The sequence below is a fragment of the Acinetobacter sp. YH12096 genome (assembly GCF_013419215.1).
Classification (GTDB): domain Bacteria; phylum Pseudomonadota; class Gammaproteobacteria; order Pseudomonadales; family Moraxellaceae; genus Acinetobacter; species Acinetobacter amyesii.
Genome location: NZ_VPAM01000017.1, coordinates 17796 through 35600, shown reverse-complemented (window position 1 = coordinate 35600; position 17805 = coordinate 17796). Strand labels below are relative to the sequence as shown.

The 17805-nt window shown below is 40.0% G+C and carries 16 protein-coding genes and 1 tRNA gene; 5 read left to right on the top strand and 12 right to left on the bottom strand.

Annotated features, from left to right (window positions below; genetic code table 11):
* Positions 1 to 18: 18 nt before the first annotated feature.
* The gene (locus FTU36_RS08885; protein WP_180117507.1) at positions 19 to 1149 is read right to left on the bottom strand and encodes a toxic anion resistance protein; all 1131 of its coding nucleotides are present in this window, start codon (positions 1147 to 1149) and stop codon (positions 19 to 21) included.
* A 16-nt stretch (positions 1150 to 1165) separates the two neighbouring features.
* Positions 1166 to 1957: a tellurium resistance protein gene (locus FTU36_RS08880; RefSeq protein WP_078189121.1), complete on the bottom strand. Its 792-nt coding sequence runs from the start codon at positions 1955 to 1957 to the stop codon at positions 1166 to 1168.
* Between the two features lie 326 nt (positions 1958 to 2283).
* Between FTU36_RS08880 and FTU36_RS08875 the strand changes: the two genes are divergently transcribed.
* A complete protein-coding gene (locus tag FTU36_RS08875) occupies positions 2284 to 2772 on the top strand; it encodes a TIGR00645 family protein (protein ID WP_078189122.1) in 489 nt (162 codons plus the stop codon).
* A gap of 62 nt (positions 2773 to 2834) precedes the next feature.
* Here FTU36_RS08875 and FTU36_RS08870 read toward each other — a convergent pair whose 3' ends face one another.
* The 5 genes from FTU36_RS08870 to FTU36_RS08850 all read right to left on the bottom strand — a co-directional run bounded on the left by FTU36_RS08870 (position 2835) and on the right by FTU36_RS08850 (position 8072).
* On the bottom strand, positions 2835 to 3539 hold the full coding sequence (locus FTU36_RS08870; protein WP_180117505.1) for a Crp/Fnr family transcriptional regulator: 705 nt from the start codon (positions 3537 to 3539) through the stop codon (positions 2835 to 2837).
* 123 nt (positions 3540 to 3662) lie between these two features.
* On the bottom strand, positions 3663 to 4625 hold the full coding sequence (locus tag FTU36_RS08865; RefSeq protein WP_180009479.1) for a TauD/TfdA family dioxygenase: 963 nt from the start codon (positions 4623 to 4625) through the stop codon (positions 3663 to 3665).
* A gap of 247 nt (positions 4626 to 4872) precedes the next feature.
* Positions 4873 to 5277 (bottom strand): nucleoside diphosphate kinase regulator, encoded by a 405-nt coding sequence (gene rnk, locus FTU36_RS08860; protein ID WP_078192900.1) that lies wholly within the window; start codon positions 5275 to 5277, stop codon positions 4873 to 4875.
* 161 nt (positions 5278 to 5438) lie between these two features.
* Positions 5439 to 6692: a serine hydroxymethyltransferase gene (gene glyA, locus FTU36_RS08855; protein ID WP_180004205.1), complete on the bottom strand. Its 1254-nt coding sequence runs from the start codon at positions 6690 to 6692 to the stop codon at positions 5439 to 5441.
* A gap of 156 nt (positions 6693 to 6848) precedes the next feature.
* Complete coding sequence (locus FTU36_RS08850; RefSeq protein ID WP_168379388.1) at positions 6849 to 8072, bottom strand: alpha/beta fold hydrolase; 1224 nt, start codon at positions 8070 to 8072, stop codon at positions 6849 to 6851.
* 625 nt (positions 8073 to 8697) lie between these two features.
* On the opposite strand from FTU36_RS08850, the gene FTU36_RS08845 reads away from it, so the two are divergent.
* The 4 genes from FTU36_RS08845 (at position 8698) to FTU36_RS08830 (ending at position 11265) form a co-directional block, all read left to right on the top strand.
* Positions 8698 to 9396: a 3'-5' exonuclease gene (locus tag FTU36_RS08845; protein ID WP_168379387.1), complete on the top strand. Its 699-nt coding sequence runs from the start codon at positions 8698 to 8700 to the stop codon at positions 9394 to 9396.
* Between the two features lie 88 nt (positions 9397 to 9484).
* The gene (locus FTU36_RS08840; protein WP_180026806.1) at positions 9485 to 10231 is read left to right on the top strand and encodes a hypothetical protein; all 747 of its coding nucleotides are present in this window, start codon (positions 9485 to 9487) and stop codon (positions 10229 to 10231) included.
* A 217-nt stretch (positions 10232 to 10448) separates the two neighbouring features.
* Complete coding sequence (locus tag FTU36_RS08835) at positions 10449 to 10805, top strand: hypothetical protein (RefSeq protein WP_180004202.1); 357 nt, start codon at positions 10449 to 10451, stop codon at positions 10803 to 10805.
* A 166-nt stretch (positions 10806 to 10971) separates the two neighbouring features.
* Complete coding sequence (locus FTU36_RS08830) at positions 10972 to 11265, top strand: hypothetical protein (protein WP_180004201.1); 294 nt, start codon at positions 10972 to 10974, stop codon at positions 11263 to 11265.
* Between the two features lie 55 nt (positions 11266 to 11320).
* Here FTU36_RS08830 and FTU36_RS08825 read toward each other — a convergent pair whose 3' ends face one another.
* The 5 genes from FTU36_RS08825 to lldD form a co-directional block, all read right to left on the bottom strand.
* Positions 11321 to 11533, bottom strand: a complete 213-nt coding sequence (locus tag FTU36_RS08825; protein WP_078189132.1) for a hypothetical protein — start codon at positions 11531 to 11533, stop codon at positions 11321 to 11323.
* Positions 11534 to 12238: 705 nt separating this feature from the next.
* Positions 12239 to 12328: transfer RNA gene (locus tag FTU36_RS08820), tRNA-Ser, on the bottom strand.
* Between the two features lie 87 nt (positions 12329 to 12415).
* Positions 12416 to 14452, bottom strand: coding sequence for an NADPH-dependent 2,4-dienoyl-CoA reductase (locus FTU36_RS08815; RefSeq protein WP_180117503.1), 2037 nt, complete (start codon positions 14450 to 14452; stop codon positions 12416 to 12418).
* A 181-nt stretch (positions 14453 to 14633) separates the two neighbouring features.
* On the bottom strand, positions 14634 to 16325 hold the full coding sequence (gene dld / locus FTU36_RS08810) for a D-lactate dehydrogenase (protein ID WP_180117501.1): 1692 nt from the start codon (positions 16323 to 16325) through the stop codon (positions 14634 to 14636).
* Between the two features lie 324 nt (positions 16326 to 16649).
* Positions 16650 to 17804 (bottom strand): FMN-dependent L-lactate dehydrogenase LldD, encoded by a 1155-nt coding sequence (gene lldD, locus FTU36_RS08805; RefSeq protein WP_078192909.1) that lies wholly within the window; start codon positions 17802 to 17804, stop codon positions 16650 to 16652.
* Between the last annotated feature and the right edge of the window lies 1 nt (position 17805).

Sequence of the window (17805 nt, the reverse complement as noted above, 5' to 3'; positions counted from 1 at the left end):
TTTCACCTCCCTCACCGTTTATGAAGAAGGGTTTGAACCACTCGATTCAATTACTAAATGATTCAAATTGTTTTGTAAGGCACGAATACGTGTCGTCGCTTCTTCACGCTTTTGTACACCTTCTTTCTGAATTTGAATCACATCATTAACGGTTTTAATGAGGGTATTTTGCACATGTTCAAGTGTGTCAATATCAATCACTGAACGCTGATTGGCTTTCGCTGTATCGACAGAGTTTTGATGCAACAAATCTGCATTGCGTTTTAACAGGTCATTGGTCGCATCATCAATGCTATTTGCCAATTGCACGCTGTTCTTTTGTTCTTGCAATGAAATCGCCAAGCTAATTTGGTTTTTCCAAGCCGGTAAGGTGATATTTTTAATAGCATAAAATTTATCAACCAACATCAAATTGTTGGATTGAATTATGCGAATCATCGGCAAGGTCTGCATAGCAGATTGTTGCAAGATCTGTAGATCACTCACACGTTTTTCAAGATTATTGGCCAAATGGTTGAGGTCATAGACTTTTTGCGTAGTTGTTTGATCTTGAACTTGTGTGGTTAATCTTGCAATTTCCTGTTGGATTTCCTGCTCTTTCAACTTACCTGCGGCGATATACACCCCTAATTGTTTATATTCGTCTTGTACGCCTTCAAACATTTTATCTAAGGTATTTACACGCGCTTTTAAGCCATTTTGCGAAGTTTCAATTTCTTTAACCAAAGCATCAATTTGCTCTTTGGTGGTATTAAAGTGCTGATCAAAACTTTGCTTGGCACCTTTAAATTTACTCAGTAAACCACCAAAAAATCCTGAGCTTTTAGATTTATTTAAAATGCTCGTGGTGTTTAGTTGCTGTGCGACTTGTACCACCTGATTGAGCTTTTGACCTGTCGCATCTAGATCTTTATTTTGCACCAAATTTAATAATTCATCGGTATAGGTCGACGTCTTGGTGGCAATGTTTTTACCATATTCAGCAACACTATTATGACTTAAATCTGCCAATTCCTTACGTGCAGCTTCGACTTCGTGAAAATCGGAAGTTTGTAAGCCAATTTCCTGCAAATTGAGTTGCTGAAATTTTTCTTCAGTCAATTCTTTACTTACTTCAACGGGTAAATTTTTGGCATCTAAATCGGTCATAACTCACCTTATATTTCTAAGACTTAGAGGAATTCTCTAATGATTTTTTTAAAGTTTTAATCAAATTTTCACGGCTATTATCAAGCTTTTCCAATGAACTTGTCGAGTTACTTTGACGACTTTGTTTCACATGATATTGCCATGCTGGAATCAACACCTGCTGAGCTTCCTTATATCGATCTAATAATCCAAAAGAAAGCTGCTGAGAAAGCTGCATTTGTGTAATTGCAATATCATTACTGGCTTGTAAGGTTTGCAAGGTATTCACCTTTTTCGATAAGCGCTCTGCAAAGTTATCAAGCGGATGCTGATTTTTCACAAACTGTGGGTATTCCAACAAAAACTCTTCAGCCGCGACGATATATCGCGCCATTTGCTCACGTAAGCCTTGTAGTTGATTAAAACGTGCTTGGGACTTTTGAATTTCTAACTGTAGTTTTTGGCTCAGATGATTTGCCCGATCAAGCAATTGATCTAGATTTTTATAATATTCAACTTGTCCTGAACCATATTCCAAATCGATGCCTAACCATTTTTGCAGGGCATTAAATTTGCGTGTCTTTAAATATTTTTTTGAATTGGCTAAGGCTTGAATCAGCTGCTCAATGGTTTGACTAAGTTGTTTCGTCAACTGAGGGTCAACACCGTCTAGCAGCACCGACTGTGCTTGAATTAATTGATCAGCATAATGATTTAGACGATATTGATCGGTCAGTAATGGCACAAGGTCATTCCGCTTAATCGAAAGCACTTCCGCCCGATCTACCGTAATATCCTTTAACGGCACCAATACATCAATTTGTGACATAGCCAATTAAACTCAATAAAATCATTTTTATACTACAAGTTTTGCCATAAAAGTCTTGTAGTATTTTGCAAAAAATACATCTATTTCATCAGTCAAATTTCGTCATTAAATTCAACCGTCGCATATAGATCCGCCTAAGCAGCCATACAGCATCATTTGAATGGATATGATGACCTACACAGATGAATTCAAGCTTAAGATACCCAAAGATTCAATCTAGATTTAAATTAAACAACTGACTCTACATGAATTATTATCAAAATTATCGTAAAATTTAATCCATATACTTTAGAACCAAATATTAAATCAATATTTTAGAGGCTTAAATGGAACGTTTTTTCCATAACACAATGTATGCAGCACGTTGGATTCTGGCTCCCGTGTACTTTGGTTTATCCTTTGCACTGCTACTGCTCGCGATTAAATTTTTCCAAGAAGTCATTCATGTCCTTCCCCATATTTTAGAATATTCAGAAGCTGACCTGATTTTAGTCATCCTCTCTTTGGTCGATATGACTATGGTGGGCGGACTGATTGTAATGGTGATGTTTTCAGGCTATGAAAACTTTGTTTCCCAACTGAAAATAAATGAATCGACCAATCGATTGAACTGGCTCGGCACCATGGATGCCAATTCATTAAAACTTAAAGTTGCAGCGTCAATCGTGGCAATTTCTTCGATTCATTTATTGCGTATTTTTATGGATGCGAAAAACATTCCCAATGACAAAATCATGTGGTACATCATCATGCATTTAACCTTTGTTTTTTCTGCTTTTATGATGGGTTATTTGGATAAAATCAGTAAGCACTAATCTAAAAACAAGTCCAATGAAGCCATTTGCGATAATGGCTTCTCGTCAAATTTTAAATCTAGTTATTCATCAAGTTCACTCATTCGCCTTAAACGCTCAAGATCCAAGATCACGATTTGTCCATAATTCCACGCGATCACCTGTGTTTGGACAAATTGTTGTAGATGTTTATTCAACGTTTGCCGTGAAATATTAAATGACTCTGCAAATTCCTGCTGACTGAGTTTCAGGGGAATTTCCTGCCGACATCCATATTGTTGATAGAGTCGAATCAAATGTCTTGCGATACGCTGCTCTAGCGTTGCTGTTCTCAAATAACGATTATGCTCAAACATCAAATACATGCGTCGACTGAGAGATTGCACGACATTCCAAAGTGCCTGCGGATCACGCTGTAAAACCGCTAAAAACGTTGTTCCAGAAATGATCGCCACCTCGACATGTGTCGCAGCAAAATAATCATAATTCAACGGCTTTTGTTGCAAGAGTGCGACAAAATTAAATACTGACTGGCGACGGATATAGTCATTTACAATCAATTGACCATTATTTTGCAACCAACCAATTTGTAGCGTACCTGAAAGCAAAATATAAATATCTTGCACGATTTGTTGTTGTTTTAAGATGTGCTGCTGTGCATGAAAACGTGAATATTTCACCTGTTGTACAAGCTGTTCTAAAGTCTGATCGCTAAAGCCCTGAAAGATGTCTTCATTACGCAATATTTGCAACAAATGCTGTTGGGCGGTGTTCTTTTGATCGCTCACGTCTATAAAAAAATGCCTAAGATCTCATCGATCTTAGGCAAGTGCTGAAAAATGTAAAACCATTGTTTTTCGCATTATTTATCTGTTTTTATGCTGTTTTAAATGGCGCTCTAATACTTATACTTAAGATGCTTTCTCATAAATACGGCCTGCTTCAGAACGCAAGTTTGAAATGTCGGTGTTTTGAATATTTTTCAACACAGTACTCGGCTGACCATTTACATCGACAGGTACATCACCCTCAATGGTGACACGTGAGGCGATACGTAACTCATCACCATAGTCATTGATGGCACGATGCTGCGTTGCACGATTGTCCCAAATGGCAACATCACCAACCGCCCAGCGCCAACGCACAATATTTTCCCATTGCACGATTTGCTCTTGAAACAGTTTAAATAAACGACGTGACTGTGCCGGACTATATCCACTGAAGCGTTTAAAGAAGTGACCTAAAACCAAACTTTTTTCACCTGTTTCAGGATGTACACGCACCAATGGATGCTCGGTTTCCACTTCTACCGCGGTACGGAATAAATGGCGACCTTCTTCATTGTACTGACCTTTGGGAGTCGCATAGTCATAACTATTACTATGCACCGCGCGTAATTGTTCCGCCAGTTTTTGCAGCTCCGGACTTAAATCTTCATAAGCCGTCACGGTATTGGCCCAAACTGTATCGCCACCATGTTCAGGTGCAACTACATTTCTTAAAATTGTGGCTTTGGGATAATTGGGTAAAAATGTAATATCGGTATGCCATGAATCTGCGCGCCCACCACGTGAGTCAATTGACAACGTATGTGCTGTACCATCTTTGAGTGGCACACTTGGGTGATTCAACGGATTTCCTAAAAGTCGTGCAAAGGCTTCTTGTTCTAAATCGGTGAGATCTTGCTGCCCACGCACAAATACAACTTTATATTTTAATAGTGCATGATTAAATTCATCGACCACGCTTTTGTCTAAACTTCCAGACAACTGAATGCCAGAAATTTCGGCACCAATACGACCGGTTACAGGTTTTACTTCAATATGCTGATATTGATAGTCTGGATTGTAATGATTCGATTCTAATTGTGTCATAGGGCTCTACCTTATTCTTCAAATTATTAAGCAACGATGGTGTTGTTGAAATAAAGTGTGCCGACTTCGTGCCCATGACTCTGTCAATTATTTGACAGTTTTCCCAAGTTAAACTGCTATGGTTGTAATGAAATCTGCTTAACAACATTTACACATTTCATATCTAAAAATGCAATAAAGAAAAAATAAAAAAGCCATCGGTATCGATGGCTTTGTGTGCGGATTTTATCTGTATATCACAGCGGAATTATAGATAATTCCCTTCACGCTCAGGTTGATAGAGCACTTTAATGATTTTGACTTTCATGGTATGACCATCAGGCTGCGGCCATTCTATTTCCTGCCCTTCAGCCAAACCTAAAATGGCAGCGCCCACTGGAGCCAAAACATTGACTTGACCTTTATCGCCACGAAAATCATGTGGATAGACCAGTGTAATTTCGGTTGCTTCTGTCGCAGGTGCAATGTTAATGAGAACTTTGGCATTCATACTCACCACATTGGCAGGGACATCTTGTGGAGCAACCACTTCAGCGCGCGCCATCTCATCTTCCAAATGCTCCATCGTCGGCGTCAACTTAGACTGATGCTCCAACATGGTTTCTAAGCGATGTAAATCTTGTTCTGAAAGAATAATATTGGGTTTTTTCATATAAAGTTCCTTTGCGACCTTGCCAACAGATCTATAGCGATGGGCAAATTTTTTGTTATCTCTTATTCCGTTATATCAGAAATATAAATGTTTAGATAACTTTTGAATTTTTCTGATGACATAAAAAAAGCCCCCTTGAGGGGGCTTTTCTCAAGTCTGTTTTATTTTGCGTAAACTGGGAATTTAGCGCAAACAGCAGCAACTTTTTCTTTCACTGCAGCAATCACAGCTTCGTCACCTTTGCTGTCTAGAACGTCAGCGATCCAGCCTGCAAGGTCACGTACTTCAGCTTCACCAAAACCACGTGTTGTTACAGCAGGAGTACCGATACGGATACCAGAAGTCACGAATGGAGAACGTGGATCGTTTGGTACTGAGTTTTTGTTCACAGTAATGTGAGCAGCACCTAACCAAGCATCGGCATCTTTACCAGTAATGTCTTGTTTAATTAAAGATAATAAGAACAAATGGTTCTTAGTACCGCCAGAAACAACATCATAACCACGAGCGATTAATACTTCAGCCATTGCTTGCGCATTCTTAACAACTTGTTGTTGGTAAGCTTTATATTCAGGCGCCATTGCTTCTTTGAAGCAGATCGCTTTAGCCGCTACAGCGTGAACTAAAGGACCACCTTGGTTACCTGGGAATACAGCTGATTGTAATTTTTTCTCGATTTCTTCATTTGCTTTCGCAAGAATTAAACCAGAACGTGGACCACGAAGTGTTTTATGTGTAGTCGTTGTAGTTACGTCAGCAATTTGTACTGGGCTTGGGTAAACACCAGCAGCAACAAGACCAGCTACGTGAGCCATATCTACGAATAAGTAAGCACCAACTTTGTCCGCGATATCTCGGAAACGTTGCCAATCAACAACTTGGCTATACGCAGAGAAACCAGCCACGATCATTTTTGGCTTGTGTTCTTCAGCTAAACGTTCAACTTCTTCATAGTCGATTTCGCCAGTTTCTGGGTTCAAACCGTATTGAATTGCGTTGTAAGTTTTACCAGAGAAACTAACTTTAGCACCGTGAGTCAAGTGACCACCGTGAGCCAAGCTCATACCTAAAACTGTATCGCCTGGGTTAAGTAGCGCAAGGTAAACTGCAGAGTTTGCTTGTGAGCCAGCGTGTGGTTGAACATTTGCATAATCAGCACCAAACAATTCTTTAGCACGGTCAATGGCCAATTGTTCGATCACGTCTACATACTCGCAACCGCCATAGTAGCGTTTACCAGGGTAGCCTTCTGCATATTTGTTAGTAAGTTTTGAACCTTGAGCTTCCATTACTGCAGGTGAACAGTAGTTTTCTGAAGCGATTAACTCAATGTGCGCTTCTTGGCGAGCATCTTCATTCGAGATCGCTTGAGCTAATTCAGGGTCAAATTGAGCAATAGAGGTGTTGGCAAACATTAGCGAGGTCCTATTAAATTAGGGCTTTTAAGCCGTGCTAAGATTGGCGCGTATTGTAGCATGAAGTTTTAGAAATAAGAGAGGGAAGTTTGTGCTGTTTTTAAATAAATAATGCCCGTGTTGAATCTGCACGAGCACTATTTAAGTCAAATCAACTTATTGATTTGGCATGAGAGTCTCTACATCTTGCACAAAATTTGCCAGATTATCGGTATAAATACTGATATGATCTGCTGTCGCTTGCTCACGGTAGTCAATCGATGTTCCCGGCTTAGCAAGGCTAATCATAAATTTAGTCGCATCTGCTGGAATGGTCTGATCGGCTTTACCTTGATAAATGATGATCGGCGTTTTCACCGCTGTCGTTAAAGGCTGTGAACCTTCACTCATAAAGTTTTGGATTGGCTTTAAAGTTAAGAAATCAGACTGCATGCGTCCATAGTTATCCAAAGTCGTGTTCTGACTCGCATAACTGAGCATGTCATCTTGAATTAACTTGGTTAACTCACCTGAACACACTGTTTCAGCCTGAGGTGCAATCGCAGCCAAATGTCCACTAAATACTTTTGAATAATCCACACTGTTTTTATGCCCTTGCATACCCGCAATAATCTGCGCAGTAAAACTGTCTAAAGGTGCATAAATCATACTTTGCACAGTTGCAGGTTTACCTTCCGCTAACTTCTCGCCTGCGTCAAGAATGAGCGCAAGATTATTTGCAGGTGCTATGGCAATCGTTCCCTTATAGTTTAAGTCAGCACGCGATGCGAATTCAGCTGCACCTAACACGGCTTGACCACCTTGAGAATGCCCGATTGACACCCAATCCTTCGACACCGTTTTACCTTGGCTGGTTAAATAACTTCGAGCAGCGACAACGGCATCGGTAATCGAAAAGGCTTCACTTTTTAGATTCAAATAAGGATGGTTTTCACGTCCACTAGGTTCCCCTAATCCTTCATAATCGGGTGCCACAACGACATAACCCTTTGCCAATAACATTTGCAATAAATATTCAGTGCCTTGCAAACCTTGTCGGCTCGGAGCGCATTTATCAGCCACACCGGTCGTTCCATGTGCCCAAGCCACAATTTTCCAACCACCTGCCGGAGCAACTGTTTTTGGGGTAAAGACTAAGGCTGTGGCTTGAACAACTTTGCCATCTACTCCTAGCATTTTATAGGTCATCAATCGGCTGTCTGCACTCACAGCAGGCATATTGTCTTGACTATAGGCTGTTGTAGTTACCACCGGATTTTTGATCTGATTGAGATCAGCGTTTGTTTCAGGATTACTAAATTGTTGGTCATTACTATCATTACCGCAGGCTGCTAAAAATAGCGCACTGCTGACTAAAACCGTTAAACGCAGCATTTTCATTCCATGATCCTTTTGTTTGTTGTTTTAAAGTCAATTTTTCATTGAATATGAATCATTAAATACATGGAACAAACTTTTGTTCAAGCCTAATTTTTAAGCAACTACTCTTATTTTAATTTATCAAATTAATATAGAACTAAAACTTTGTTTTAGCTCGATATGGATTAACAGCATTCAAATAAATCAGCCACCCCGATCTCAGAAAAATGGCTGAACTTATATTTCTGATCATTGGATACAGATTGGGCTATTTTTCGGAGGTTAAAGCAAAATGTAAAATCAACAAAAATGCTGTACCCCCTGCCAACTACACAAACATATGCACAAAAGTAAAGCCGAAAAACCACCATGCCATTGATCGTGAACATACTCTAGTGCTTAATCCACTTAGCGACATTTTTGGATATCACGATGGACAAAAGCCTTTAAAATAAGTCGATTTAGAAGATGGTTTAGCTTTATCCCGCTGTAAAGGTTTTATTTCGGCAGATGCGATAAAAGCAGATTATTTAAACACTGCGCAGCCATCTTCATAATATTCCTACAAATAATCACAGCATGGGTTTGTCAGTGTGGATGTGATCATGTACATTCATAAACATTATTCAACATGCTGGAACTGGACATGCAAGCCATCATTCTCGACACAGAAACCCATACACTAAATGGACAACCCATCGAGATTGCCTATGCTCCAATTCAGGTGGCAGATGCCAAAATTACCCTAGATAAATCTAAAATTTTTGATCAACTTTATCGTTGTGATGAAGCAATTTCTTTTGCAGCAATGGCTGTACATCATATTTTAGAATCAGATCTTGAAGGTCAGCCCCACTACAGCAGTTTTGAACTCCCATCAGAGACGACATATATCATTGGGCATAATATCGACTACGATATTCGAGCGCTCGAAAAATGCGGTGTAGATGGTTCAAAAATTAAAGCCATTTGTACCCTTGCCCTTGCTCGTCGAGTTTGGCCTGATGCAGAAGCGCATAATATTTCTGCCTTGATATATATGATCACCAAAGGCAGTGAAAAAGCACGTGAAATGATCCGTAAAGCTCACCGCGCAGATATGGATATTATTTTAACTGCCAATATTTTGATGCATATTGTGCATCACTTAAAAATCAACAGCATCGAAGAATTATACGAAGCTTCGGAAGATGCTCGCATTCCACGCAGTATTAATTTTGGTAAACACCGTGGTACCGCAATTGCAGAATTACCTGCAGACTATGTGCAATGGCTGTTACGCCAAGATGACTTAGACCCGTACCTACGTAAAGCTTTAGAAAATTCTGCTGTCATTACTTTATAAATCATTGATTATTTAATATTTTCTTAATATTACTGTCATTATTACTGCATAGGATTGCCTTAATTCTTTTGAGCTATGGAATTAAGGCATGTTCAACTATCAAAAAACTGAGCTGGGTTTTCAAACATTAAAAGACCGACAGCTCGCATTAAATGCAAGACAACGTCGTCTGCTACTCTTAATTGGTACTGATGACTTTAACCAAATGCCTGTGCATTATCAGCAGCGCATTGCTGAAGTGACATTGCTTGAGCAACTAATGGAACTTGGGCTGATTCAGCCAATTACAGCACATGATCATCTACGCCTTCAAAGCTCAGATTTTTCTGCTTTTAATACTCCTAAAAAAGCGCCTAGCAATACGTCCGATCTCAATACCTTTAGCCTTGCATCCGATTTCACAGCGCAAGAACATGTGACTTTTAATGAACTTTCAATGCCTACAATGGAAGTTCCTCAGACTCAGACTCAGCACGCACTGACGAACAACCTACCAATGGAGGCGATGGGCTCTACACCCCATCAACTCCCACAAGCCATACCTGAAAACATAACATCAAACAACCCTGTATTAGCAGAACAAATCATTGATTTCATCGAGCATGATTTTGATGAGTTACAGAGCTTTATGTGCAGTTACTTACAGCGTTATTGTGGGCTGATGGCAAAAAAATTAATGCTTAATATTCAACAGGCCACGGACATTGCAGAATTAAAAGCCTGTCAGATGCAATGGATCACCTGTCTAAATGAATCCAATATTCAACCTAAACTCTTACAACATGCATTACAGCAAATTAATTACAGTATAAAAAATCTGCAACAACTGGTTTGACTTAGAGACTTTTCCTCACTTCTCATTCAAAAAACAACTTAATGAGGTGAGTTATTTTTCAAACATATCAATATAAGAAATTGAATTATATTAACTTTATTGATTTACTTATTTCTTTTATGGTTTTAACTGCTGTTTTATACGACCTTCCCCTAATGTCAATCAACAGTAAAAAATCGCAAGAATAAAACCGACCTCCTAGCGTTTGAGCATGTCAATGTCACAACAGTTTTGTTTAGAATTTGATTCTTTCGATAATCCTATGCAACTCAGCAAAATTGGCAATTGGGTATTTACCTTCTTAACCTCACAAGACGAATTGCCTAATGTTCAATTGGCCATTACCTATGTCATGCCACGAAAAATTAGTGATGAATTACAACCTCGACGTGTGGTCATTCAAAATACAGCCATTGAAACAATTTGGCGTATAGAACAAGTTGAATGCTTCAACAGCCAAACGAACCAAGAACTCACCTTTACAGCAGCGGAACCTCAAGCTCAAATGGTTTTAAACACTATCATTGAAGAATTTGCTCGCTATGATGTCCCGCTTGTATTCAAGCCTCTTTAATTTAAAGCGACTTTCAACTTATTTTGCATAAAGACTCAAGCTGTCTCAATGATTTAACCAAAGTTACCTAGACAGACATTAAATGAAAAATAATCCATACAGATTAATATTGCTCAATTCGTATACACTATTCCTGCTCAATAATTTTTGACCACGGATAATAAAAATGAACTTAGCCAATTATTCTAATGATCAGGCACTCATCCTTTTCAACCTATATAGCAGCCTAGAACAATGTCTAGATGCGATTGGACATTTGCACCTTGGACCAAAACTGGTGCTGACCGACCATGATGTATCAAAAGATCATATGATCGTACAACGTTTTCAAGCTGGTGTTTTAACTCAAGAAATCCAAGTACGTAAACAAGACGTTGAACTGTCTTCTAGCAACCCGATGACACGCTATCAGTTACTGTCTTATATTTTGAATCAATTTAAAGCAGATCAAATAGCTTAAAGTTCTATCTCTAAAAAAAAACTCACCATTAAGGTGAGTTTTTTATTCATTCAATTTAAGCTTCTAAAAGCTTGTAAATACTGTCCGATTTTTGACTTTCAAAAAGTAATTCGATACTGGGTAGGATGATTTCACCTGCAATAATGATATGTTCAATGCGATGAAATAGCGCTCTTGAATCTTCTTCTGAAGGATTACGCACCAAAGCTTGTGCTTCATAAACCTGACTAAATTGGTCCTTCACTTTAATATCGATCATCTGTGTCATAGTGACGTCTCTACTTGTTTTAATAATTGAATTTTTTATATCACACCTTTACGCAACAACCTGCTTTGTAAATGTTAGATTTCATGGCAATGTAAACTTATTTTACTTTAGTAAATATATATCAATAACATAGGTTGAGCATTTAATTATTGTTTGACAAAAACACTATATTTTCACATTTTGAAAGACATTAAAAAGCCCGCATTGCTGCGGGCTCTATGTTGGAAGGCTAGTGCTGATTTCTTGTCTGTAATATTCAAAAACATCTTAAAAATTACTAAACTCAACGAGCTGTCATTGATCCGTCCAACCTATTAGTAGCGTCTTGGTTATGACCTACTGTGATTTCAATATAGCACTTTTTTACCCCTTGCCAAGGGGGCGTGACATTTCTAAACATTTGATCAAATAAAATACAATTGATATTTTTTCAAAATAAGCGATCATAGCTCTGCCCCAATGCTTGTGAAAGATTTAAATAAATAGGCCATTAAAAATAAATTCAACACTATCAATCTATAAACATTCTTTTCTCTTACTTTTAATTCAACCTTTGACAACCCTTGCATTAATTTCTGACTTGAATTTTAAGTCTGATATCCATTTTTAGCATTGCTTAAAATACTAGTAAGTAAGATTGCCGTCTCAAATTAAAATCTAAGACAAAAAAAAGCCCTTGTATCACTACAGGGGCTTTTTTGAATTTGGCGGAAGCGGTGAGATTCGAACTCACGGAGGACTCGCGCCCTCGTCGGTTTTCAAGACCGGTGCATTAAACCGCTCTGCCACGCTTCCATGTGCGCCATAATACGGAGGTTTTATTCATCTGACAAGTAAAAATTACAACTAAACCATTCAAATGAATATTGTTTCGCCAAATCCTTAAAGTTTAGCCGCAAGCTCCGCACCTTCACGTATTGCGCGTTTCGCATCTAACTCTGCTGCTAGTTTTGCACCACCAATAAGATGGTAATTAGCAAGGGTTTTCTCACCCTGTTCTGGCATCAAATGCTTTACCGATTCCTGACCAGCACAGACAACAATCGTATCTACACGTAATAATTGATCATGCCCTTCATATTCAACCCAAAGCCCTTCATCAGTAATGGCTTTGTATTGAACACCACGCAGCATACGAACCGCATTTTTCTTTAATTGTGCACGATGTACCCAGCCTGATGTTTTACCTAACCCAGCACCAAGTGCAGTTGTTTTACGTTGTAATAAGTAGATTTCACGAACAGGAGGTTCGAGCTCAGCAGCCTGCATACCACCTTCTGTTATGTAGTTTGGATTTGGATCAACACCCCACTCCCGCTGCCAATCCGCTAAAGGCATTGGTTGTGGCTGATGTGGTGGTTTGAGTAAAAATTCAGATACATCAAAGCCAATGCCGCCTGCACCAATCACAGCAACTTTATTGCCCACAGCTGCGCCTTTCAACACTTCTGCATAAGACAAGACATTCGGGGCATCACTACCTTCAATTTTTAAGCTGCGAGGAACCACACCTGTTGCAATAACAACTTCCTCAAACCCTTCACGTTCAAGTTGTTCACGGTTTACACGCGTGTTTAAACGCAGATCGACACCCGTTTTTTCGATTTGAACTTTAAAGTAGCGAATCGTTTCGTGAAATTCTTCTTTGCCCGGAACGACTTTCGCCAAATTAAATTGACCACCTACCTCTGCACCAGCTTCAAATAGTGTCACCGCATGGCCTCGGCTTGCCGCTACCGTTGCAGCAGACATCCCAGCAACGCCACCACCGACGACTGCAATACGCTTCGGTTTTTTGGTCTTTAAAAAAACCAATTCAGTTTCATATGCCGCTCGTGGGTTGACCAAACACGTCGCACGCTGATTTTTAAAAGTATGATCTAAACAGGCTTGGTTACAGGCAATACAGGTATTAATTTCATCGACACGGTTGGTCGCCGTTTTATTTACCCAAAACGGATCTGCCAAGAATGGACGTGCCATCTGCACCATATCCGCCTTGCCTGAAGCTAAAATTTCTTCAGCAGTATCTGGCATATTGATACGGTTGGACGCAATGACAGGGATCGCAACATGTTTTTTGACTTCAGCGGTATAGTCCACAAACGCTGCGCGAGGCACTGAGGTCACAATTGTCGGAATACGTGCTTCATGCCAACCAATCCCCGTGTTCAATAACGTCACACCTGCTGCTTCCAATGCTTTAGCAACAGTAATGACTTCTGCCATGGTGTTCCCATCATGAACCAAATCAAGCAATGACAAACGGAAGCAGATAATAAATTTCTCACCCACTTCAGCACGTATTGATTTTACAATATCAACCGCAAGGCGCATACGATTTTCAATTTCACCACCCCAACGGTCTGTCCGTTGGTTGACATGACGGCTTAAAAACTGATTCAGCAAGTAGCCTTCTGAACCCATAATTTCTACACCATCATAGCCGGCCTTATGTGCAAGGCTTGCCGTTTTGACATAATCATCAATGGTTGAAAGAATTTGTTTGTCCGTTAATTGACGCGGTTTAAACGGTGAAATCGGAGATTTAATCGGACTTGCTGACACTGCAAAAGGCTGATAGCCATAACGCCCAGCATGCAAGATTTGCATTAAAATTTTGGCGCCATGTTTATGTACGGCATGGGTCACCAAGCGATGCGGAGCGATATCACCTAACGTATTCATGGTACCGCCAGCAGGTAACAGCCAACCTTGACGGTTTGGCGAAATACCGCCTGTAATAATCAGGCCGACACCACCTTTCGCACGCTCACCAAAATAAGCTGCAAGCTTAGGATAATTATAAAAACGATCTTCCAGCCCACTATGCATGGACCCCATCACGACACGGTTTTTAATCGTGGTAAAACCCAAATGTAAAGGCTTTAAAATATTTGCATAGCTAGTCGTTGTCATGCTGAATCCTTATTTTGGCTTTGCAACTTGTTGCATAACACTTTAGCGTTTTTTTTATATTTTGGGATGACAATTTAGAAAATATTCTTCGCCTTTATGGTCAATACCGTGTTACGCATAAATTATTCACTCATAAAAAAGCCGTGAACTTTCACATCACGGCATGTTGTTTTTAAAAGCATTATTTCCAATGTTTCAGCTTGCTGGTTTGTCCAATCCCGACATTAAAACTATTAGTCGGATCCAGTTTTTGATAATGATTTTTTAATGCAGGCTTAGCCACATATAAATGTCCAACATTGTGTTCCGCAGGATATTCAGCACCACGATCATCGAGTAAATGCCACATTGCATGTTCCATTGCCAAAGGATCTACACCTTTTTTCACAATATAATCTTGATGAAAAACATGACAGAGAAAATGTCCATAATAGAGTTTATGGATAATTTGCTCATCCATGGCGTTCGGCAAAGTTTCCACCCATTCACGATCATTGCGACGTAATGCAATATCCAATGCAACAATGTCTTCCACTTCTGAACGATGCGTATCACGATATCGAATGGCAGCACCAGCCACCGCAAAACGATGTAAAAATGCCTTGCGTCCTTCTTCATCCGTACATTTAAAATAATTGCCTGACGTTCTATCTAAAAAATACCTTTTCAAATACTGATCAACTTGATCAACATCCTGATTTTCAATACGAATCATCAAATGATGTTCATATAAATCACGAAACTCATTCATACGTTTTGGCAGATGATTCGGCATAAATTTAGTGACGAGTTGTAAAACCTTATCCGAAAAACCTTGCAAACCCAGTTTTTCTAAATAGCCATCGACTTTATCTTTCATGGCAAAAGCAGCAGGAACTTTTGCGGTGCCAAATTTTTCGATAAATACAAAAGAATCTTTACCGTATTCAGCCCCAATATCGTATGCCACGCGATGAATGTACTCACCTGCAATCGGGAGGCGTGCAAGATCTTTTAGTAGAAAACGACGAATTTCTGTTAAATCATCTTGTGAATTGGTTCCCACATAAAACACCTGACTAGGAATTTTTTCAAAGGTATCTAAACGTACTGCAAAGACGCAGACTTTACCCGCTGAACCTGATGCTTCAAATAGTCGACTCGGATCTGCATTAAAGCGTGCAGGCGTATTTTCATCGACTTGTTTAACGTCATGTGAGTAGCGTTGATCTGATGCACAGCAACTAGAATTATTCACAATGTCATTGATTTGATATTTTTTATTTTCTAGCGCTGTGAGGATTTCTTCAGGCGTATTGCCAAGATTGACACCTAAATGATTGATCAGCTCCAATTCACCTGACTCATTCACTCGTGCATACAGTGCAAGCTCTGTATAGGCAGGACCGCGGCGCACCAAAGCACCCCCTGAGTTATTGCACACGCCGCCCAAAACCGATGCCCCAATACATGAAGAACCAATCACCGAATGAGGTTCACGATTAAATGGCAGCAAATCTTTTTCAAGTTTGTCTAATGTCGCACCCGGTAGACAAATCACTTGCTTGCCTTCATTAATCACTTGGATGCCAACCAAACGGCGAGTACTTATCAGCACCACAGGACGGTCATAGTCATCACCAAACGGCGTTGAACCACCTGTCAGACCTGTATTGGCAGCTTGCATAATCACAATACAATTTGCATCCACAGCCGCTTGCAGCACTTGCCATTGCTCAAGCAAAGAGCCCGGTGTAACCACAGCCAATACTTTTCCTGCACCGTAACGGCGACCTTGGCGGTATAAACGTGTGTCTTTATCTTCAGTTAGAACATGTTGCTTACCGACGATGTTGATAAGGTTTTGAATGGTTTGTGATGATTGAGTTTGCATGCTCGTAGAATTTTCCATTTTCAATTTTTTCTCTCCTCGCTAAAGAGGAATTGCATTGTTGTGCAATGAAAAAATATTGATTTAAATAATTTTAAACAATGTAGGTTTATTTGCACATATCAAAAGTTTTTAGTCATTGTTATTAAAATCTATAATGAATATCCCTTCTCCCTTAGGGATGAGTAGCAATGCTACGCAAGAGGGTTAGGAGAATTAATCAATAAATACCTCTCCCTAACCCTCTCCTACAAGGAGAGGGAACTTTCATTTTTTAATTTTTTTTTTTGATGACGAATAACTTTCCCAAGAGATCTATTCAAAAAATCACCCAGCCAACTCTTTCTCTAACTTCACCAAACAATCAGATGTAATATCCGCAATGGTTTTTGCACCTGTTAAGGTCATCGCAACACGCATTTCTTTATCAATCAGTTCTAGAAGATTGGAAACACCTTCACCACCCGCAGCACCGAGCGCATAAACAAACGCGCGACCGAGCATACAGGTATCCGCACCCAAAGCCAGCATACGCACCACATCTAAACCATTTCGAATACCTGAGTCCGCAAGAATTTTAATATCGCCTTTTACCGCATCTGCAATTGGCGGCAATGCACGCGCTGAAGATAAAACACCATCGAGCTGACGGCCACCATGGTTTGACACCACGATGCCATCTGCACCAAAACGCACTGCATCTTTGGCATCTTCAGGATCAAGTATGCCTTTAATGACCATCGGGCCATCCCAAAATTCACGAATCCACTCAAGGTCTTTCCATGAAATTGATGGGTCAAAATTATTGCCCAACCAGCCGATATAATCTTCCAAACCTGTTGGTTTGCCCAAGTATTTAGAAATATTCCCTAAGTCATGCGGACGACCTAATAAACCCACATTCCACGCCCAGTGTGGGTGGAAACACGACTGCATATAACGGCGCATAGCAGCATTTGGGCCGCTCATCCCCGAGTGTGCATCACGGTAACGCGCGCCCGGAACAGGCATATCCACGGTAAACACCAGAGTTGAACAGCCTGCTGCTTTGGCACGTTCTAAGGCATTTTTCATAAAGCCACGGTCACGTAGCACATATAACTGAAACCACATGGGACGCTGAATCGCTGGCGCCACTTCTTCAATTGGACAAACTGAAACGGTAGACAGCGTAAATGGAATGCCCTTTTTATCTGCGGCTACTGCTGCTTGAACTTCGCCGCGGCGTGCATACATTCCCGTTAAACCCACAGGTGATAAAGCCACAGGCATTGATAAGGTTTCATTAAACAGTTGGGTTTCTAAACTCAGCTGTGACATGTCATTCAGCACACGTTGACGCAACGCTATTTTTGATAAATCTTCTACATTACGCTTTAAGGTATATTCGGCATACGCCCCGCCATCGATATAATGAAATAAAAATGGCGGTAAACGACGACGTGCCGCTTCACGGTAGTCATTGGCAGAAGAAATAATCATG